This is a genomic window from Enterobacter cloacae, from assembly GCF_013375935.1.
In the GTDB taxonomy this organism is placed as follows: Bacteria; Pseudomonadota; Gammaproteobacteria; order Enterobacterales; family Enterobacteriaceae; genus Enterobacter; species Enterobacter pasteurii.
Genome location: NZ_CP056117.1, coordinates 2,401,107 through 2,420,862, shown reverse-complemented (window position 1 = coordinate 2,420,862; position 19,756 = coordinate 2,401,107). Strand labels below are relative to the sequence as shown.

14 protein-coding genes and 1 pseudogene are annotated in these 19,756 nt (G+C 60.7%); 5 read left to right on the top strand and 10 right to left on the bottom strand.

Features of this window, described 5'->3' with window-relative positions; translation table 11 throughout:
* The first annotated feature begins 30 nt into the window (after nt 1–30).
* Both ppk1 and ppx read left to right on the top strand, forming a co-directional pair.
* Nucleotides 31–2,091, top strand: a complete 2,061-nt coding sequence (gene ppk1, locus HWQ14_RS11395) for a polyphosphate kinase 1 (RefSeq protein WP_148420696.1) — start codon at nt 31–33, stop codon at nt 2,089–2,091.
* 3 nt (nt 2,092–2,094) lie between these two features.
* Nucleotides 2,095–3,634, top strand: a pseudogene (gene ppx, locus HWQ14_RS11390) (exopolyphosphatase).
* Nucleotides 3,635–3,638: 4 nt separating this feature from the next.
* On the opposite strand, the gene HWQ14_RS11385 reads toward ppx, so the two are convergent.
* Nucleotides 3,639–5,876, bottom strand: coding sequence for an EAL domain-containing protein (locus tag HWQ14_RS11385; protein ID WP_176609776.1), 2,238 nt, complete (start codon nt 5,874–5,876; stop codon nt 3,639–3,641).
* Between the two features lie 368 nt (nt 5,877–6,244).
* Here HWQ14_RS11385 and HWQ14_RS11380 point away from each other — a divergent pair, with 368 nt between their 5' ends.
* The 3 genes from HWQ14_RS11380 (at nt 6,245) to HWQ14_RS11370 (ending at nt 7,874) form a co-directional block, all read left to right on the top strand.
* Nucleotides 6,245–6,415, top strand: a complete 171-nt coding sequence (locus HWQ14_RS11380) for a YfgG family protein (RefSeq protein ID WP_176609775.1) — start codon at nt 6,245–6,247, stop codon at nt 6,413–6,415.
* A gap of 236 nt (nt 6,416–6,651) precedes the next feature.
* Nucleotides 6,652–7,119, top strand: a complete 468-nt coding sequence (locus tag HWQ14_RS11375; RefSeq protein ID WP_148420693.1) for a DUF6130 family protein — start codon at nt 6,652–6,654, stop codon at nt 7,117–7,119.
* Nucleotides 7,120–7,130: 11 nt separating this feature from the next.
* Nucleotides 7,131–7,874, top strand: a complete 744-nt coding sequence (locus HWQ14_RS11370; RefSeq protein ID WP_176609774.1) for an alpha/beta fold hydrolase — start codon at nt 7,131–7,133, stop codon at nt 7,872–7,874.
* Nucleotides 7,875–7,963: 89 nt separating this feature from the next.
* Here HWQ14_RS11370 and iolB read toward each other — a convergent pair whose 3' ends face one another.
* The 9 genes from iolB to iolD form a co-directional block, all read right to left on the bottom strand.
* Entirely contained in the window at nt 7,964–8,788 is an 825-nt protein-coding gene (gene iolB, locus HWQ14_RS11365) for a 5-deoxy-glucuronate isomerase (RefSeq protein ID WP_176609773.1), read from the bottom strand.
* Nucleotides 8,789–8,797: 9 nt separating this feature from the next.
* On the bottom strand, nt 8,798–9,688 hold the full coding sequence (gene iolE, locus HWQ14_RS11360; protein ID WP_176609772.1) for a myo-inosose-2 dehydratase: 891 nt from the start codon (nt 9,686–9,688) through the stop codon (nt 8,798–8,800).
* 11 nt (nt 9,689–9,699) lie between these two features.
* Nucleotides 9,700–11,604: a bifunctional 5-dehydro-2-deoxygluconokinase/5-dehydro-2-deoxyphosphogluconate aldolase gene (locus HWQ14_RS11355; protein WP_176609771.1), complete on the bottom strand. Its 1,905-nt coding sequence runs from the start codon at nt 11,602–11,604 to the stop codon at nt 9,700–9,702.
* 12 nt (nt 11,605–11,616) lie between these two features.
* The gene (locus HWQ14_RS11350; protein ID WP_176609770.1) at nt 11,617–12,750 is read right to left on the bottom strand and encodes a Gfo/Idh/MocA family protein; all 1,134 of its coding nucleotides are present in this window, start codon (nt 12,748–12,750) and stop codon (nt 11,617–11,619) included.
* Between the two features lie 8 nt (nt 12,751–12,758).
* Nucleotides 12,759–13,787 carry an ABC transporter permease gene (locus HWQ14_RS11345; protein WP_013098254.1) on the bottom strand — a complete coding sequence of 343 codons (1,029 nt, stop codon included), beginning with the start codon at nt 13,785–13,787 and terminating at the stop codon, nt 12,759–12,761.
* Between the two features lie 11 nt (nt 13,788–13,798).
* Complete coding sequence (locus tag HWQ14_RS11340; protein WP_176609769.1) at nt 13,799–15,346, bottom strand: sugar ABC transporter ATP-binding protein; 1,548 nt, start codon at nt 15,344–15,346, stop codon at nt 13,799–13,801.
* Between the two features lie 54 nt (nt 15,347–15,400).
* A complete protein-coding gene (locus HWQ14_RS11335; RefSeq protein WP_148420686.1) occupies nt 15,401–16,330 on the bottom strand; it encodes a substrate-binding domain-containing protein in 930 nt (309 codons plus the stop codon).
* Between the two features lie 31 nt (nt 16,331–16,361).
* Complete coding sequence (gene iolG / locus HWQ14_RS11330) at nt 16,362–17,348, bottom strand: inositol 2-dehydrogenase (RefSeq protein ID WP_176609768.1); 987 nt, start codon at nt 17,346–17,348, stop codon at nt 16,362–16,364.
* Between the two features lie 482 nt (nt 17,349–17,830).
* Entirely contained in the window at nt 17,831–19,756 is a 1,926-nt protein-coding gene (iolD, locus tag HWQ14_RS11325; RefSeq protein ID WP_176609767.1) for a 3D-(3,5/4)-trihydroxycyclohexane-1,2-dione acylhydrolase (decyclizing), read from the bottom strand.

Here is a 19,756-nt window from a genome sequence, read left to right as displayed (position 1 = left end):
TCCTGTGATTGAACTGGAGTGTGAGCTGTAATGGGTCAGGAAAAGTTATACATCGAGAAAGAGCTAAGCTGGTTAGCATTCAACGAACGTGTACTTCAGGAAGCGGCCGATAAAAGTAACCCGCTGATTGAGCGTATGCGCTTTTTAGGCATCTATTCCAACAATCTGGATGAATTCTATAAGGTTCGTTTTGCTGAACTGAAGCGCAGAATCATCATCAGCGAAGAACAGGGCTTAAACTCGCATTCGCGCCACCTGCTGGGCAAAATCCAGTCTCGCGTAATGAAAGCCGATCAGGAATTTGATGGCCTCTATAACGAGCTGCTGCTGGAAATGGCGCGTAACCAAATCTTCCTGATTAACGAACGTCAGCTTTCCGCGAACCAGCAAAACTGGCTGCGCCACTATTTCAAACATTATCTGCGCCAGCACATCACCCCGATTCTGATCAACCGTGAAACCGATCTGGTGCAGTTCCTGAAGGATGATTACACCTATCTGGCCGTGGAAATCATTCGCGGTGAGAATATTAGCTACGCGCTGCTGGAGATACCGTCTGATAAAGTCCCGCGCTTTGTGAACCTGCCGCCGGAAACCCCGCGCAGACGCAAGCCAATGATTTTGCTCGATAACATCCTGCGCTACTGCCTGGACGATATCTTCAAAGGCTTCTTCGATTACGACGCGCTAAACGCCTACTCGATGAAGATGACCCGCGACGCCGAGTACGATCTGGTTCATGAGATGGAAGCCAGCCTGATGGAGCTGATGTCCTCCAGCCTCAAGCAGCGCCTCACGGCAGAGCCGGTGCGCTTTGTCTATCAGCGCGATATGCCGGATGCGATGGTCGAAATGCTGCGCGACAAGCTGACCATCTCCCGCTACGACTCCATTATTCCCGGCGGGCGTTACCACAACTTTAAAGATTTCATCGGCTTCCCGAACGTCGGCAAAGCCAATCTGGTAAACAAACCGCTGCCGCGGCTGCGCCATATCTGGTTCGATAAGTTCCGCAACGGGTTCGACGCCATCCGCGAGCGCGATGTGCTGCTCTACTATCCGTACCACACCTTTGAACACGTGCTGGAACTGCTGCGGCAGGCGTCGTTCGACCCGAACGTGCTGGCGATTAAAATCAACATCTATCGCGTGGCGAAAGATTCCCGCATCATCGACGCGATGATCCACGCGGCGCACAACGGCAAAAAAGTCACCGTTGTGGTTGAACTCCAGGCGCGTTTCGACGAAGAAGCCAACATCCACTGGGCGCGCCGCCTGACGGAAGCGGGCGTGCACGTCATCTTCTCCGCGCCGGGGCTGAAAATTCACGCCAAGCTGTTCCTGATCTCCCGTAAAGAGGGCGACGACGTGGTGCGTTACGCCCATATCGGTACCGGCAACTTTAACGAGAAAACGGCGCGTATTTACACCGACTACTCGCTGCTGACTGCCGATGCGCGCATCACCAACGAAGTGCGTCGGGTGTTCAACTTCATTGAGAACCCGTACCGCCCGGTTAGCTTCGACTATCTGCTGGTTTCACCGCAGAACTCGCGCCGCCTGCTGTACGATATGATCGACAAAGAGATCGCCAATGCGCAGAACGGCCTGTCGTCCGGCATTACGCTGAAGCTCAATAACCTGGTGGACAAAGGCCTGGTGGACCGCCTGTACGCGGCCTCCAGCTCCGGCGTTCCGGTAAACCTGCTTATTCGCGGCATGTGTTCACTCATTCCGGAACTGGAAGGGATCAGCGATAATATCCGCGTGATCAGCATTGTGGATCGCTATCTTGAACACGATCGCGTCTATATTTTTGATAACGCCGGCGATAAGCGCGTTTACCTCTCATCCGCCGACTGGATGACGCGTAATATTGATTACCGTATTGAAGTGGCGGCGCCGCTGCTGGACCCACGCCTGAAGCAGCGGATCCTCGACATTATCGAGATCCTGTTCAGCGATACGGTGAAAGCACGCTATATCGACAAAGAACTCAGTAACCGCTATGTACCGCGCGGCAATCGCCGTAAAGTGCGGTCGCAACTGGCGATTTACGATTATATCAAATCACTTGAGCAACCCGATTAACCTATGCCAATAAACGATAACACCCCACGCCCGCAGGAGTTCGCCGCGGTCGATCTTGGCTCAAACAGTTTTCACATGGTCATCGCCCGCGTGGTGGATGGCGCGATGCAGATCATCGGTCGCCTGAAGCAGCGCGTGCATCTGGCCGACGGTCTGGACGCGCGTAATATGCTGAGCGAAGAGGCAATGGAGCGCGGCCTGAACTGCCTGTCGCTGTTCGCAGAACGTCTTCAGGGCTTTTCGCCCTCCAGCGTCTGCATCGTCGGGACGCATACGCTGCGCCAGGCGCTGAACGCGCCGGAATTTCTCAAGCGCGCGGAAAAGGTTATCCCCTACCCGATTGAGATCATCTCCGGGAACGAGGAAGCGCGCCTGATTTTTATGGGCGTTGAGCACACCCAGCCGGAAAAAGGCCGCAAGCTGGTGATTGATATCGGCGGTGGCTCAACGGAGCTGGTGATTGGCGAAGACTTCGAGCCGCGCCTGGTGGAGAGCCGCCGGATGGGCTGCGTCAGCTTCGCGCAGATGTATTTCCCGGGGGGGGGTAATTACCCGCGAAAACTTCCAGCGCGCGCGCATGGCCGCGGTTCAGAAACTGGAAAATCTGGCCTGGCAGTATCGTATTCAGGGCTGGAACGTGGCGCTGGGGGCTTCGGGTTCGATTAAAGCCGCCCACGAAGTGCTGCTGGCAATGGGTGAAAAAGACGGGTTTATTACTCCTGAGCGGCTGGTGAAGCTTACCGAAGAGGTGCTTAAGCATAAGAGCTTTGATGCCCTGAGCCTGCCGGGCCTGTCGGACGAGCGAAAAGCGGTATTCGTGCCGGGGCTGGCGATCCTCTGCGGCGTGTTTGACGCCCTGGCGATCAAAGAGCTGCGCCTCTCTGACGGCGCCCTGCGCGAAGGCGTGCTGTACGAGATGGAAGGACGCTTCCGCCATCAGGACATTCGTAGCCGCACCGCGCAGAGCCTGGCGAACCAGTACAACATCGACCGCGAGCAGGCGAAGCGCGTGCTGGAAACCACGGTTCAGATGTACGAGCAGTGGGAAGAGCAGAATCCGAAGCTTGCCCACCCCCAGCTTGCCGCACTGCTGAAATGGGCCGCGATGCTGCACGAGGTGGGGCTGAACATCAACCACAGCGGGATGCATCGCCATTCGGCCTATATCCTGCAAAACAGCGATCTGCCGGGCTTTAACCAGGAGCAGCAGACCATGATGGCCACGCTGGTGCGCTACCACCGCAAGGCGATCAAGCTCGACGATCTGCCGCGCTTTACGCTGTTCAAGAAAAAGCAGTTCCTGCCTTTAATTCAGCTGCTGCGCCTGGGCGTATTGCTCAACAACCAGCGACAGGCCACCACCACCCCGCCGACGCTGAAGCTGAAAACGGACGACCATCACTGGACGCTGAGCTTCCCGCACGACTGGTTTAGCCAGAACGCGCTGGTCCTGCTGGATCTGGAAAAAGAGCAGCAGTACTGGGAAGCGGTCACCGGCTGGCTGTTGAAGATCGAAGAAGAGAGCGCCGAGGTTGCGGCGTAACGCCTCAGGCGCTCTCCTGAGGCTGCGCTTCAGCCAGCGTTTCCAGCTCAACCGGCATGCCTATCAGATATCCCTGAACGTAATCGATACCTAGCGCGTGAACCGCGCTACGTATCTCTTCTGTTTCCACGCATTCCGCCACCACCAGCATTTTCTTCATCCGGGCCAGATGGCAAATCGAGGCCACAATCTGGTAGTCCAGGCTGTTGCTGACAATATTACGGATAAAGCCGCCGTCTATTTTGAGGATGTCGGCATCCACGCTTTTCAGCCGCGCATAGCTGGCGTAGCCGGTGCCAAAATCATCAATTGCGATGCGTATGCCCATCTTTTGTAACTGCCTGAGCGTGGGGGCGGCCAGGTCCGTACGGCCCAGGGTGCTGCTTTCGGTCACTTCGAAGATCAGCTGCCACGCTTCAATGGCGTATTTAGCCAGCAGGCGATTCACCTCAAGCGGAAACTGCGACCGGTAGACGGTAGACGGTGCGAGATTGATGGCAAAGCGCTGGCCTGGCAGCCGCTGTCGGTGCTCCGCCAGGAAACGCAGCGTACGCTCCAGCACCCATAAATCGACGCGCGAGGATAAGCCAAACTCCTGCGCGACGGGCAGGAACTGCTCAGGGAAAATCAGCGCGCCGTTATCATCGCGCATCCGCAGCAGTACCTCGTGGTAACGATCGCCCCGCAGCCCCCGGACGGGCTGAACCAGCAGGGTAAAGGCGTTCTGCTCCAGCGTCGCCTGCAAACGGCTCATCATCGCCACCTTATCTTTCAGGCTACGCTGCAAATGAACAGCGCCGCGCTGCTGAAGGTTTTCCGGGTGGTTGGTTGAAAGTGAGAGATCGGCAACCAGGCCCAGCTCGCCCAGCACCAGGTAGAGGTGATTAACCGGCGAGCGCACGTAGCAGTAGCTCACGCCAACCTGCGGCTGCACCGGCATCCCATCCCAGACAAAACGGAACTGCTTAATGTGCTCGTCCAGCGCCTCGATGCGCTGTTGATGGGACTCCGCATTCAGGCGCACCGCCATGTCAAACCCGGTAAGATGGTAGACCCGCTCGTTGGGCTGAAGCGTGCCGTTTATCCATTGCGCCAGCTGCTGTTTGTACTGGATCCGCAGCAAAACCCCGTAATTGCGCCCCAGCACTTCCAGTTCAGGCACGCGCAGCAAACAGAGCGCCGACCACGGATTCGCGGCAAGCTCACGCGACAGCGACCGCAGGTTGGGCATATGCAATATCGGATCGAGGAATGCCTGTCTGCGGGAACGAATGTTGATGCTCCGCTGGCGTGTTGCCAGCATCGCCATGTAAATCACAACGAAGGAAAAGACCAGATAGCTGGAGGAGGTAATGGCCAGCTGGATGTCATAGCCCTGATTCAGCGGAATGTAGTGATAAAAATAGTGTATCGACACCAGCAAAACCGGCGTCCAGATAATCGACATCAGCTTATAGCCGAAGCGCATTGCCCCCCAGAGCATCACGGGCATCAGCAGGGACAGCGTATAGTTGGTGCTGAAAATAGAGCTGTTGATATTCATGGGCAGGAGCAACATGCCCAGCAGCCCGCCGAGGGCGATAAACCACACCACAAACTCAACAACCGTTACCTTTTTTTCTATTTGCGCGCGGAGCTGTGACAGTAGCGCTTTGATATAGCGCGGATGGCGAATCAGGCGGATCAGCAGATAGCTGAGCGGTACCCCCGTCAGCCCGCTCACCAGCAGCGCCTGATAGTTGATGAGGGTTCGGATATTAAAGGGGTTTAACCCCGCGAGGCTCTGGCGGCACTCATAAACGCCGAGATAAACCGCAAACTGAAACAGCGCCAGAAACAGCGCTGCCGGGCAGAATACCTGCCAGAACATGCGCTGCCCCATCAGCCTTACGTCACCGTAAGCGGTCATATTACGTCGGGGAGCAAACACGCGGTAGCCGCCCCAGCTGAGCACCAGCGGGACGATAAAATGAAGAATGCCGGCCACGGTTTCATAGAGCCCAACGGCCGGGTAATAGCGGATAAATAGCGACACCAGAACGCCCGGAATGGCTTCCAGGCCAAAAAACAGCATCAGCGTCAGCAAAAAAGAGAGGGGTAAATAGTAGAGCGCAACGATACCGTCGCCCAACTGCGTTAGGGTATTCGCCACGCTGAGCACCGGGAGTAACGCCACGGGTAAAATAAGAGGAAGCGCCCACCAGCGGTTTTTATTCTGCTTCAGGATGTGGTGAATTTTCATAGATGCTCGTTTACAACCCTTTCGTTCCAGAGGGTAAGTGAAGACAGGCATCCAACCTGACGTACACGTCGCCCGGAAAATTCCTGGCAAGCACAGTGGAGGAGGGATTTTAAATATCAACGACGCAATCCCGTTGACTTAAATCAAACAATTTTATCTGATTAAATCTTTCTTACGTTTTTTTTAATTATTTTTCCTGTAGTTATCAATGCGATAAATAAATGCGTTGTTTTTAATAACATATATTAATGTAAGCATTGACGGTATTTTACACTTCATCGAATTGACCCCTTCGTGCGGTTGTGCCTTAATAGCCGCATCGCCCGGAAGGGTATACTCAGGAAAAGAAAGTGAGTCAGGCTACGCGTATGCGAAAACGACATCGATTTAACACCCGAATGACCCGCATCATACTGCTCATCAGCTTTCTGTTTTTCTTTGGACGCTTTGTGTACTCCTCCATTGGCGCCTGGTATCACCATCAGGACAAAATCCAGTCACAGCAAACCAGCCTGACCGTCGACGCGCCAGAACGCTAGTTCCTCAGATGGTGTTGCAATAACCGAATAACGCCGGCGATCCCTCTCCTCAAAATTCTGTCCAGACGCTGGCGATTGCCATTGCCCGTCTTCCCGGCAGGCAAACTGTATCGCACTGTATCCAGCGCGCCACGCTGACAGACGGGTACAAAACGGCGCCTCCGGCAAATCTCTCCGATACATAAATACGGTTATCTGTGTCTGACATCATTCAGAACCGATGAGGAGAGACACCGATGATGCGTCGATACCTGCTGTTCCCCCTGCTGGCCCTCGCGTCGGCAACCGGCTCCTGGGCCGCGCCCCTGGACAACCTGAGCGCCGCGGATGTTAACGGCCCCGCCGCCGTCGCGCCGCTGGCACACCCGCAGCCGCCTGCAAAGCTGATTGTCGATCCGCCCCTTGCCGGGCCGCTGAGCAAAGGCGCGGTGTTTATTCAGTACCGTGCCGAAAACCTGCGCATCGAGCCGGTGTTCGGCCCCGAGGCGCTCAGGGTCACCCCGCGCATAGGCCACATTCACGTGGTGGTGGATGACGCGCCTTGGCACTGGGCTGACGCCAGCGGCGAGCCGGTGATCCTGGTGGGTCTGCCCGCCGGTAAACACAAGGTGACGATTATTCTGGCCGACCCGACGCATAAACCGCTCGACCACAAAACCATTGAATTCACCGTACCGCCCCACGCGGCGGTTCACCATTTTTAAGGACGCTTAAGATGAAAGCACTGTCTGTAGTGACGGCGGGCCTGCTGGCGCTTTCCGCCAGCGCCTTTGCGGAGAGTAAAACCAGCGTCGTGCTGGTGCACGGCGCGTTTGCCGACGGCAGCAGCTGGAATAAGGTGATTACCCTGTTGCAGAAACAGCACGCAGAGGTCATTGCCGTCCAGCTGCCGCTCACCTCGCTGAACGATGACGTCGCGGCCACAAAGCGGGCCATCGCCCGCGCGCAGGGCGACGTGGTGCTGGTAGGCCACTCCTGGGGCGGGACCGTGATTAGCGAAGCGGGTAACGATGCGCGGGTCAAATCGCTGGTTTACGTGGCGGCGTTCGCGCCGGACGCCGGCCAGTCGACGGCGGATCTCGCTGGAAGCTTCCCGCCGCCGCCGGGCAGCGCGGGCATTGCCAAAACGGCGGACGGCTATTTATATCTGCCAGCGGAGGCCGTCAGGAAGGATTTTGCGCCTGACGTAAAGCTGGGTGAACAACAGACCATTGCGGCCACGCAGGGGCCAATAAGGGGCGATGCGTTTGGGGAAAAGATTACTCGTGCAGCGTGGCGCACTAAGCCGTGCTGGTATGTGGTAAGCGAGAATGACAGGATGATTAACCCGGCGCTGGAGCGCGCGATGGCGAAGGCGATCCGCGCAAAAACCACCGAGGTAGCGGCAAGCCACGTATCGATGGTGAGCCATCCGGAGGCCATCGCCCGCACGATTGAGCAGGCGAGGCGGGTGCACTGAGGACAATTCGCCCGGCGGCGGCGCGCTTGCTCAGGACTACGGTTTCGCAGGTCGGGTAAGCGCAGCGCCGCCCGACAAGAAAGGCCGCCTCAGCCACCACTCTCTGCGGGATAATCGCGATTAATCCACGCGTGATCGTCTTCCCAGGTGAACATCCATTTGCGCACCGGCCCGGCCATCACGTTGAGGTAATAGCTGTCATACCCGGCCATCGTCGCCACCGGATGGTAGCCCTTCGGCACCATGACAACGTCGCGGTTGTAGACCGCCATGCACTCGTCCAGCGTTCTGTCATCGGTGTAGACGCGCTGCATGCAGAATCCCTGCTCCGGGTTGAGGCGATGGTAGTAGGTCTCCTCCAGATAGGTTTCCTGCTGCGGGTTATCCGTATCGTGCTTATGGCTCGGGTACGAGCTGGTGCAGCCCTCGCTGGTCCACACCTCCACCACCAGCAGGCTGTCGGCGGGCTTGTCTTCCGGCAGAATGTTGTGCACGTAGCGCTGATTGTGGCCCTTGCCGCGCGCCTCGCCGTCGATATCCTGCGGGGCAATCAGCCGCGTCGGATACGCGCCTTTGCCGGGAGCGGCGCAGACCGCCAGTTCGAGCCTCGTCAGCGCCTTCACCTGGACCGCCTCCTGCGGGGTGACGTAAACCGCCCACGGCTTGATGCGTTCGAACGGGCTCATCCGCTCCCCGATGTCGTTAAACCGCGCGGATGGCGTGCTGATGGAGGCGCGCCCGGCCACCAGCACCAGACAGCGCTCTTCGCTGACCGCGGGCAGCGTCAGCTCCTGCCCCTCCTGAAGTTCATAGGCCTCAAAGCCAACATATTCCCAGCCGGCGCGTTCCGGCGTGACGGACTGGGTGCGCCCCTCAGCGTTCGGCTGTTGCCAGCGTGATAGCAGACGTGACATGTCACCTCCTCAGATAAGCCCGGCGTCGCGCGCCAGGCGGCTCAGGTTGTTATAACCCAGACGGGCGTAGGTCAGCGGATGGGCTATCGCCGGATCCTGCTCGGCCTCCACCACCAGCCAGCCGTGATAGTCCTGCGCCTTCAGCAGCCGCATAATCGGCGGGTAATCCACGCAGCCGTCGCCCGGCACGGTAAACACGCCGCTCAGCACCGCGTCGAGGAAGCTGGTTTTGCGGTTTTTCACGTCCGCCAGCACGTCGGCGCGCACGTCTTTGCAGTGGGCGTGGTTGATGCGCATCGCCCAGCGCTGCGCCACCGCCAGCGGATCGGCCCCGGCAAAGGTCAGATGCCCGGTATCCAGCAGCAGTCCCACCTCGTCGCCGGTGTGGAGCATCAGGCTGTCCACGTCGTCGGCGGACTCAATCACCGTGCCCATATGGTGATGGTAGGCAATCTGCACCCCCTGCTGCTGCGTATAGCGCGCAAATTCGGTGAGCTTCTCGCCGTACTCCTTCCACCGATCCTTCGGGAAGCGCGGGCGCAGGTGCACCGGCGTCTGCTGCTCGCCGTGAATGCAACCGCTCACTTCCGCAAAGACCAGCACCTTCGCCCCCAGCTCGCGCAGCAGCGTCAGGTGGGACTGCACGGCGGCAATCTCCTCCTCCACGCTGCGCTCCAGCAGGCGGCCGGAGTACCAGCCGGAGACCAGCTGCAGGTCGTGGCGCTGCAGAATGGGGCCGAGCAGGCGCGCTTCGCGCGGGAACTTATTGCCCAGCTCGAAGCCGGCAAAACCGGCCTCTTTGCCTTCGCTCAGGCAGGTCTCCAGCGGCGTCTCCGCGCCGAGCGAAGGCAGATCGTCGTTCGTCCACGTCAGCGGGTTGATGCCCAGTTGTACACTCATTGTCGTCTCCATTATGCGTGCCCGCGCTCGCGCCACCAGGCGATAAGCTGCAGGTAGTTGTCCCGGATGCGCGCCACCAGCTGCGCATCGTCGATATCGTGCTTCAGCCATGCGCGGGAAGCATCGCCGAACAGCGTGCGCCCCACGGCAAACCCCTTCACCAGATCGTGCCCCGCCGCGGCGTTAAACCCGGCGCGCAGCTGTTCGGCCGGCGCGTCAAGCCCGAGTATCACCACTCCGCGGCAGTGCGGGTCCCGGCGTTCGATAATTTCGCCGAGCGACGTCCAGCCCTCGGCCGAGAGCGGCGGCAGCTTCCACCAGTCCGGGTAAATGCCCAGGTTGTAGAAGCGAGAGATGGCGCGCAGGTAGAGCTCGTCGCTGCGCGGCATGGTCGCGGGCAGGATCACCTCCAGCAGCAGCTCGTGCCCGGACCGGCAGCAGGCGTGGTACACCTCGGCGATTTTCTGCTCCTGCTCCAGGCGCAGGCCGTGGGCATCTTCCGGATGGAAAAAGACCAGGCACTTCACCACGTGCTCCTGCGGCCAGCTGATAAGCTGGGTGCCGATATTGCCGTGCTCCATTTCCAGCGGCCGCGAGCCCGGCAGCTCAATGGGCCGCCCGATCCACCACCCTTCCCCGGTAATGGCGTTGAGCGCGTCCTGGCCAAAGGTGCCGTCGCACAGCAGACCGGCTTTGCCCTCCAGCCCGGCGCGGCTCGCCGCCTCGCGGCTGGCCTGCAGGATCAGCTGCTTCAGGGCCGGAATGCGCCCGAGCGACGCGCCGCACTGCAGCGCCATATCCTCAAGCTGGCTGCGGTGATCGAACGCCATCACGCACAGCTCGGGCCATTCACGGCGGCGGGTGGTGACCCGGTGCAGATGGTTAAGTCGCGGGTCGAGATCCGGGCGCGGCACATTCGCGGCGCGGGAGAGATAGTCATCCAGCTCGATTTTGCTCGGCATCGCCGGGGCGCAGCCGTGGCGCGAGACCACCAGCGCGCCGCAGGCGTTGGCGTAGCGGCACGCCTGCTCCCAGCCCTCGTCGTTCAGGTAGCCGCGCAGCAGGCCGGACATAAACGCGTCCCCCGCGCCGAGGACGTTCAGCACCTCCACGCGCACGCTGGTCACCGTCAGGCCGTCGTCCAGCCGTGGCGGAATGGCACCGGTATAGACCGAGCAGCCGAGCGCGCCGCGCTTGCAGACCAGCGTGGCCTGACTCACGTCGCGCACCCGTTCCAGCGCCTGCAAGGTATCCGTGCTGCCGCCCGCAATATGGAACTCCTCCTCGGTGCCGACAATGACGTCGAAGAGGTGCAGCACCTCCTGCAGCTCGCGGGTGACCCGATCGGCGGGAATAAAGCGCGTTTCGCCGTCGCCCAGGGAGGTCAGCCCCCACAGCACCGGGCGGTAATCGATGTCCAGCACCGTGCGCACGCCGTGACGGCGGGCATAGCCCAGCGCCGTCAGCACCGCCTCGCGGGTCTGAGGGTGAGAAAGGTGAGTCCCGGTGATGGCAAGACACCGTGCGGAGGCGATGTAGCTTTCGTTCACATCGCTGGCGGTAATCGCCATATCCGCGCAGTTATCGCGGTAAAAAATCAGAGGAAAGGTGTCCCGGTCTTTAATGCCGAGCAGCACCAGCGCCGTGAGGCGTTCTTTATCGGTAATCAGATGGCTGGTGTCGCAGCCCACCTGGCGTAACTCTTCCCGCAGGAAGCGGCCCATATGTTCATCGCCCACGCGCGCCAGCATTGAGGAGCGCAGGCCCTGGCGCGCGGTGCCGTACGCCACGTTGCCGGACGATCCGCCGAGATATTTGGCGAAGCTCGAGACATCCTCCAGACGGGCGCCAATCTGCTGGCTGTAGAGGTCTACCGCCACGCGGCCCATGCATATCACATCAAACTGCTTTTCCACGTTGATACCTCTTCAGACAATGTCGTTCACGTTCAGCCAGCGGCCCTGCTGGTGCGAGAGTGCGATGGCGTCCAGCACACGGGACACCTTCCAGCCCTCTTCGAAGTCCGGCCACATCGGGACGTCGGCGGCTATGCCGTCCACCAGGTCGCGCACCTCCACCGTTTTTTGATCGTTAAAGCCGATCCCGTGACCCGCGCCCATGCAGAATGCGGCGTAGTCCGGGTGTGCCGGGCCGACCAGCAGCGTGCGGAACCCCTGACGGTTGACCGGATCGTCATGCAGATAGAGCTTCAGCTCCGCCATGCGCTCCTGGGTGAAGCTGATGGCGCCTTTCGTCCCGGTGATCACATACGACAGCCCCATCTTGCGTCCGCAGGCGACGCGGGAGGTTTCAATCACACCCTGCGCCCCGCCCGCGAAGCGCACCATCGCGTGGGCCTGATCCTCATTTTCGACGGCAACCATCTCCGACGATCCGGCCTTCGCCGGGCGTTCCGGGACCACAATCTTCAGGTCGCCGCAAACCTGCTCAATCTCCCCCACCAGGTACTGGGCCATATTGACGATGTGCGCCGCGAGGTCGCCCAGCGCTCCCAGCCCGGCGGTTTCCTTAAAGCAGTGCCAGTGAATGGGCGAAAGCGGGTCGGCCATATAGTCTTCGTTGTGGGTACCGTAGAAGTGGATCACCTCGCCTATTTCGCCGCGGGCGATAATCTCCTTCGCCAGCTGCGCCGTCGGGTTTTTCATGTAGTTGAAGCCCACCAGGGTTTTCACCCCTGCCCGCCTTGCGGCGTCGACCATCTCGCGCGCGTCGTGGGCGTTCAGCGCCAACGGCTTCTCCGAGTAGACGTGCTTGCCATGGCGGATTGCCTCCAGCGCCATCTCTTTATGGAGATGGTTGGGCGAGCAGATATCCACTACATCAATGGCCGGGTCGGCCACCAGCGCCCGCCAGTCTCCGGTTGACCGGTTAAAGCCAAACGCCAGGGCGCGCTCTGCCGCTAGCGCCGGGTTCACCTCGGCCACCATCTCGCGCACCAGCCTGCCGCGCAGGTTGAACACCGTCGGGGCCTGGGCGTAGGCGATGGCGTGCGCCTTGCCGATATACCCGGTGCCGATTAATCCAATACGTACCTCTTTCATCACGATCCTCACAGTGCGCCGCGACGGCTCTTGGCGTAGGTGTCGAACGCCACCGCCAGAACGATAATTAATCCGGTGATAATCTGCTGGTAGTAGGCCGAGACGTTCATCAGCACCAGGCCGTTAATCAGAATACCCATGATGATGGAGCCGATGATGGTGCCGCCGATGCGCCCGTAGCCGCCCATCAGCGAGGTGCCGCCAATCACCACCGAGGCGATGACGCGCAGCTCAAAGGAGATCCCGGCCACCGCCTCGGCGCTCCCCAGACGCGCGCTGAGGATGAAGCCCGCCAGCCCCGCCAGGCAGCCAATCAGCACGTAGACGCTGACCAGCACGCGCTTCACGTTGACACCTGCCAGGCGCGCCGCCTCCGGGTTGCCGCCGATGGCGTAAACGAAGCGCCCCCAGCGGGTTTTGTGCAGCGCCAGATAGCCGCCGACGGCGACGATGGCGAAGATCCAGATCGGAATGGAGATGCCGAGCAGCTCCCCGCGCCCCCACCAGCGGTAGCCCTGATCGAAACCGGCGATCGGCGCGCCGTCGTTAATCACCAGCGTAAGGCCGCGCCAGATGGTCATCCCCCCGAGAGTGACGATGAACGGCGGCAGGCGCAGGCGGGTAACGCCCAGGCCGTGCAGAAAGCCAATCGCCGTGCCCATCGCCAGGCAAATCCCCAGCCCAATCAGCCAGCTCATGCCGCCCCAGGCGTTCGGGTCAACGGTGGTGAAGTTGTCGCCCTTGATCACGTACGCCGCGGTCATGGCGCACACCGCCAGAATGGAGCCGACGGAAAGGTCGATCCCGGCGGTCAGGATGACGAAGGTCATCCCCACGGCCATGATCCCGTAGATGGACACCTCGGTCAGGATGTTGAAAATGTTGCGTTCAGAGAAAAAATTGCTGTTCTGCGACTGGAAGAAGATCAGCAGCAGGATCATGAAAATCAGCACCCCGAAGCGCTCGAAGAAGGCGATGGGATCGATGCGTCCGGCGCGTTTGACCGGGGCCTGCGTTTTAGAAATCATCTGCGTCATGAGAAACTCCGTTATGCCGCGTTCAGAGCGTTGTGGTTGATGGCCATCATCGTCATCAGCCGTTCTTCGTTAGCGTCGTCGCCGTGGATCTCGCCGGTCACCCGGCCTTCGCTGAGGGTGATGATCCGGTCGGACACCGCCATCACTTCAGGCAGATCGGAGGAGATCACGATCACCGCCACGCCCTTTTTCGCCATGTCAAACAGCACCTGGTGCACTTCTGATTTGGTCCCCACGTCGATGCCGCGCGTCGGCTCGTCGACGATCAGCACCCGAGGATTGAGCGCCATGCAGCGCGCGAGGATCACTTTTTGCTGGTTACCGCCGGAGAGCTTGCGCACCTCCTGCTCGCTGTTGACCATTTTGATCTGCAGCGCCTGGCGGTAGGACTCAATCAGGTCGTCCTCTTTGCGGGTGTTGACGAACCAGCGCCAGTGCAGCAGTGACGAAAGGCAGGAGAGCGACAGGTTGTCGCGAATCGACAGCCCCAGCACCGCCCCCTCTTTTTTGCGATCTTCCGGCACCAGAGCCACGCCCTGGTCCAGGGCATACAGCGGATCGCGCGGCCGGTACGGCACGCCATCCAGCTCAAAGCTGCCCGAGGTAAACGCGTCCGCGCCAAACAGGCAGCGCGCCACTTCGGTGCGTCCCGCGCCCACCAGCCCGGCAATGCCTAAAACCTCCCCGGCGTGGACGTGGAAGCTGATGTCGTGCAGGGCAATACCGTGCGGATCCAGCGGCGGCTTTTCGCGGCTCAGCCCCTTCACGGCCAGACGGATGGGTTTGTCTTCATGATGCGTTTCGCTGGCGGGACGACGGTTAAACGCCACGTCGCGCCCGACCATCAGGCGGATCAGCTGCTCGACGTTGGTCTCCGCCACCGCGCCGGTGCCGGTGAAGCGGCCGTCCTGGAACACGGTGAAGCGATCGCAGAGCTGGAAAACCTCGTGCAGGCGGTGGGTGACATAGATAATGCTCACCCCGCGATTTTTTAGCTCCCGCACCACGCGGTGCAGGCTTTCCACCTCGCTGTCGCTCAGCGCGGCGGACGGTTCGTCCATAATGATTAACCGGGCATTGAGGGTCAGCGCCCGGGCGATCTCCACCATCTGCTGCTGCGCCACGCTCAGGCGGGCGACCGGCGTGGTCGGGGCGACGTTCAACTGCAGGTAATCGAGGATGACCTGGGCCTCCTGGTTTACCGCCTTTTCGTCGACGATCAGGTTACGCCTGCGCGGCTCGCGCCCGAGAAACATGTTCTCCGCGACGGTCATGTTGGGCAGCAGGTTGAACTCCTGATAGATGGTGATAATGCCCTTGTTCTGCCGCTCCACCGGGGAGTCGTCCACCGGCAGCGTTTCGCCGTTGAACCAGATCTCCCCGCGCGTTTGCGGCTGCACCCCCGCGAGCGCCTTCAGCAGCGTGGATTTTCCCGCCCCGTTTTCCCCCAGCAGGGCGTGTATTTCTCCGCTGCCGACGGTCAGCTGAGCGCTGCTCAGCGCCCAGACGCCGGAAAAGCTTTTCGCCAGGTCGGTCACTTTCAGTAAGGGTTGCGACATCGGTCTGCTCCTCCTTCAGAGTGCGCCGCCGCTCGCGCGGCGGCTGCGGATAGATCAGTTACCGGCCTCGCCGATGCGCTCAGCCTGCTGCAGGTTCTCTTTGGTGATAAGCGTCGGCGGGTAGTCGGCGCCGGTGATGGCTTTCTTCTCGCGCACGCTGGCCACCAGCTGGCTCATCGCCGTCTGCACCGCAAAGCCCGGACGCTGATCGGCGGTCACCGCCAGCCAGCCCTCGCGCACGCGGGCCAGCGCTTCCGGTACCGCATCAAAGCCGGTCACCAGGATTTCGCCCGGCTTCACGCCCTGGCTCTGCAGGGCTTCAATCGCCCCCAGCGCCATATCGTCGTTGGCGGAGAGGATCACCTGCGGGCGTTTCGGCAGAGAAGGCAGGACGCTTTCAACGATGCGCATCCCTTCTGAACGCATCCAGTTGCCGGTCTGATCGGCGACGATCTTGTACTTGTCCCCGCCCGCCTTCAGGCTGTCGCGGATCCCTTTGGTGCGTTCAATATTGGAGGAGGAGCCCGGCTGGCCGGTGAGCAGAATGATGTCCGCACCGTTGGGGAATTTAGTTTTGACGAAGTCGCCAATCGCCTGGCCGCCTTTATAGTTGTTGGCGCCAAAGTGCGGCACCTTCTTCTGGCTGTCGACGGAGCGGTCAAGGGTGACGACCGGCAGCTTCGCCTCCTGAATTTCATCCACCGCGCTGGAGACCGCGTTCACGTCGTTCGGGGAGACGATAAAGCCCTGCGCCCCGCGGGTGATGGCGTTTTCCAGGTCAGCCACCTGTTTCGGTGAGCTGCCCTGCCCGTCCAGCACCTGAAGCTGCACGCCCATCTCTTTTGCGGCCTTCACCGCCGTGCGCTGCATGTGCACTTCAAACGGCATGGCCAGATTTGGCGTACTGAAAACAATTTGCTCGTTTTCGGCGAGGGCGGCCCCGGACGTCATGGCGATGAGGGCGGCTACGATCAGTTTTTTCATTATTATGTCTCTCTGTGTAGGGTCGTTGTGTTTAGAGGACGATCTCGCGCTGGCTGCGCAGCGACTCCAGCGCTTTATCCGCGAGGCAAAGCGCACGTTCACCATCATCGCCGCTGCAGTCAGGCACCGCTTCGCCGCGCAGAACCGCAACAAAGTGTTCCCATTCCGCGGCGTAAGCGGATTTGTAGCGCTGCAGGAAGAAGTGTTCCGGCAGCGCGCTGGTGCAGCCCTGTTTGCCGTAGTGCTGCACCTGGTTTTCCAGAATATTGCCCGCGCAGAGCAGCCCTTCGGAGCCGTGCAGCTCCAGGCGCTGGTCGTAGCCGTACGAGGAGCGGCGGCTGTTGACGATGGTCGCCATCGCGCCGGAGGCGTATTTCAAAACGATAAACGCGGTGTCGATGTCCCCCGCCTCGCCAATCGCCGGATCCACCAGGTTACTGCCCTGGGCATACACCGACACCGGCTCTTCGCCCATGATGAAGCGCGCCATGTCAAAGTCGTGGATGGTCATGTCGCGGAACATGCCGCCGGAGACGCGCACGTACTCCGCAGGCGGCGGAGACGGATCGCGGGAAATAATCAGCAGCGATTCCGGCTTGCCGATGCGCCCGGCCTGGGCGTCGGTTTTCACGCGGCGGAACTGCGGGTCGAAGCGGCGGTTAAAGCCGATGAACAGCGGCACGTCGTGCTCTTTGACCACCTTCAGGCAGTCGCGCACGCGGGCGAGGTCGAGGTGTACCGGCTTTTCGCAGAAGATGGCCTTGCCGTGGCGGGCGGCCATTTCAATCAGATCCGCATGGGTGTCCGTTGCGGAGGCAATCAGCACGGCATGAACGTCAGGGTCGGTCATCGCCTCAGTCAGGCTCTGCTGGCGGGCCTGATACCGCGCGGCGAGGCGGGTGGCAAATTCCTGATTCGGGTCAACCACGGACCACAGCGTGGTCGCACCGTGGCTGGCGATGTTAGCTGCATGTACCTGACCAATTCGGCCAGCGCCCAGTAAAGCAATGTTAAACATAACGGCTCCCGGTGTTGGTGAATGCTGTAAACTAACGACCCTTTAAATAAAACATTTATTTCATTTTTATAAATAGTGAAAATTATGTTTTTGAGTGTGGGTTAACACTTTTGAGATGAATGAGATAAATTTTGTTATCAATCTCACAACATGGAAGGGCGTACATCTTCCCCTCACCCCGGCCCTCTCCCCAAAGGGGCGAGGGAGAAAAGACAGCCCCGAGCCGTCCCCTCACCCCAGGTGGGCGAGGGAGAAAAGGCCGCACAGAACCATCCCCTCTCCCCAGGTGGGCGAGGGAGAAAAGGCCGCACCGAACCATCCCCTCTCCCCAGGTGGGTGAGGGAGAAAAGGCCGCACCGAACCATCCCCTCTCCCCAGGTGGGTGAGGGAGAAAAGGCCGCACCGAACCATCCCCTCTCCCCTTTGGGGAGAGGGTTAGGGTGAGGGGAAATGAAATGAAAATTTCGTTACGACATGAAAATTTAATACTGACGCGCTTTTTTCACCTGCGCCTGCGTCTGCGCCGCGGCCTCGCGTACGGCTGAGGAGGCCGCCACCTGCGCATCGCCGGTTCGCCACCAGGCGTCGTAATCGTGGGTCATGGTTTTCGGCAGCACCTTAATGTCCAGCAGCGTCGGGCCAGGGTGCGCGCGGGACGCCGCCAGCGCCGCCAGCAGGCCTGGCTCATCGCGAACCCGCCACGCGCGGCAGCCGTAGCTTTCCGCGTTTTGCGCGAAATCGACCTTCACCAGCGGCCCGTCGAGCCGCCCGGTTTCCGGGTTACGGTGGCGGTTTTCGGTGCCAAAGCTCCCCATGCCGTGCCCCATCTGCAGGTTGTTAATGCAGCCGAAGCTGGCGTTATCAAACAGCAGAACGGTGACCTTAACGCCCTCCTGCACCGCGGTTTGCAGCTCGGAGTGCAGCATCATGTAGGAGCCATCCCCCACCATGGCGTATACCGGCTGTTCGGGGCTCGCAAGCTTCGCGCCAATCGCTGCCGCTATTTCGTAGCCCATGCAGGAGTAGCCGTACTCAAGGTGATAGGTGTCGGGCGTTTTGACCTGCCAGAGGCGCTGCAAATCCCCCGGCAGCGAACCGGCCGCGCCCACCACGATGGCGTTATCCTCAACATGCTGATTAATCAGCCCCAGCACCCGCGTCTGGGTCAGCCGGGTGTTGAGCGTCTCGCCGTATTCCGCCAGCTGCGCGTCCAGGTGCCCCGCCACCTCGGGCGCATCTGCCGGATGCCACTGGCGATCCCACAGGCGGCGGCATTCGTCGCGCCAGGCGGCTTTCGCCTCAGCAATCTCCTCTCCCCAGCCGCTGCGGTACTCCTTCAGCGCATGGGTCAGGGCCTGCAGCCCGGTTTGGGCATCGGCCACCAGCGCGGTGGCGTCGAGCTTCAGGGCGTCAAATTCGGCCACGTTCAGCAGCAGAAACTCGACGTCCGGATGGGAAAAGAGCGCCTTGGAGCCGGTGGTAAAGTCCGTGAGGCGCGTGCCGACGCCAATCACCAGGTCCGCCTGCGGCGCAAGCCGGTTAGCGGCCATTCCGCCCGTCACGCCCACCCCGCCCAGATTAAGCGGGTGGTCACTTACCAGCGCCCCCTTTCCGGCCTGGGTTTCGGCAAACGGCAGTTGCAGCGTCTCGACAAATTCGCGAAACGCCGCATGCGCGCCGGAATAGCGCACGCCGCCGCCGCACACCACCAGCGGACGTTGCTTGCGGGCAATTAACGCCCGCGCCTGCACCAGACGATGCGGATCGGGCGGTCGACGCTCAACGTGGTGCACTCGGCGCGCGAAGAAGCTCAGCGGGTAATCCCAGGCTTCGCCCTGCACGTCCTGCGGCAGGCAAATGGTCACCGTCCCCGTATTTGCGGGGTCAGTAAGCGTTCGCATCGCATTTAGCATGGCGCTCATCAGCTGCTCGGGGCGGTTGATGCGGTCCCAGTAGCGGGAGACCGGACGGAAGCAGTCGTTGGTGCTGATGCTGAGATCGTGATACTGCTCGATCTGCTGCAGCACCGGGTCCGGCTGGCGGCTGGCGTAGATATCCCCCGGCAGCAGCAGCAGCGGGATTCGGTTCGCCGTAGCGGTTGCCGCGGCGGTCACCATATTGGCGGCGCCCGGCCCGACGGAGGAGGTGACGGCAAAAATGCGCTGACGGCGGTGCTGTTTGGCGAACCCCGTCGCCATATGGGCGATGCCCTGCTCGTTGCAGCCCTGCATTACCCGCAGATGGCCCGGATCCTGCTCCAGCGCCTGGCCGATACCCAGCACGTTACCGTGTCCGAAGATAGTGGCCACGCCCTCCACGAAGGGCGTTTCGCTGCCGTCAACGCTGACGTACTGTTGATTAAGGAAGCGGACCAGCGCCTGGGCCATGGTCATACGTTCGGTTTGCAT

Excerpts from the sequence above, each read along its gene's own strand:
- HWQ14_RS11340 (WP_176609769.1), bottom strand. The coding sequence starts at position 15,346 with ATGTCGCAACCCTTACTGAAAGTGACCGACCTGGCGAAAAGCTTTTCC.
- iolE (WP_176609772.1), bottom strand. The coding sequence starts at position 9,688 with ATGAGTGTACAACTGGGCATCAACCCGCTGACGTGGACGAACGACGAT.
- ppk1 (WP_148420696.1), top strand. The coding sequence starts at position 31 with ATGGGTCAGGAAAAGTTATACATCGAGAAAGAGCTAAGCTGGTTAGCA.
- HWQ14_RS11350 (WP_176609770.1), bottom strand. The coding sequence starts at position 12,750 with ATGAAAGAGGTACGTATTGGATTAATCGGCACCGGGTATATCGGCAAG.
- HWQ14_RS11375 (WP_148420693.1), top strand. The coding sequence starts at position 6,652 with ATGATGCGTCGATACCTGCTGTTCCCCCTGCTGGCCCTCGCGTCGGCA.
- HWQ14_RS11385 (WP_176609776.1), bottom strand. The coding sequence starts at position 5,876 with ATGAAAATTCACCACATCCTGAAGCAGAATAAAAACCGCTGGTGGGCG.
- HWQ14_RS11370 (WP_176609774.1), top strand. The coding sequence starts at position 7,131 with ATGAAAGCACTGTCTGTAGTGACGGCGGGCCTGCTGGCGCTTTCCGCC.
- HWQ14_RS11335 (WP_148420686.1), bottom strand. The coding sequence starts at position 16,330 with ATGAAAAAACTGATCGTAGCCGCCCTCATCGCCATGACGTCCGGGGCC.
- iolD (WP_176609767.1), bottom strand. The coding sequence starts at position 19,756 with ATGCAAACCGAACGTATGACCATGGCCCAGGCGCTGGTCCGCTTCCTT.
- HWQ14_RS11345 (WP_013098254.1), bottom strand. The coding sequence starts at position 13,787 with ATGACGCAGATGATTTCTAAAACGCAGGCCCCGGTCAAACGCGCCGGA.
- iolG (WP_176609768.1), bottom strand. The coding sequence starts at position 17,348 with ATGTTTAACATTGCTTTACTGGGCGCTGGCCGAATTGGTCAGGTACAT.
- HWQ14_RS11380 (WP_176609775.1), top strand. The coding sequence starts at position 6,245 with ATGCGAAAACGACATCGATTTAACACCCGAATGACCCGCATCATACTG.
- iolB (WP_176609773.1), bottom strand. The coding sequence starts at position 8,788 with ATGTCACGTCTGCTATCACGCTGGCAACAGCCGAACGCTGAGGGGCGC.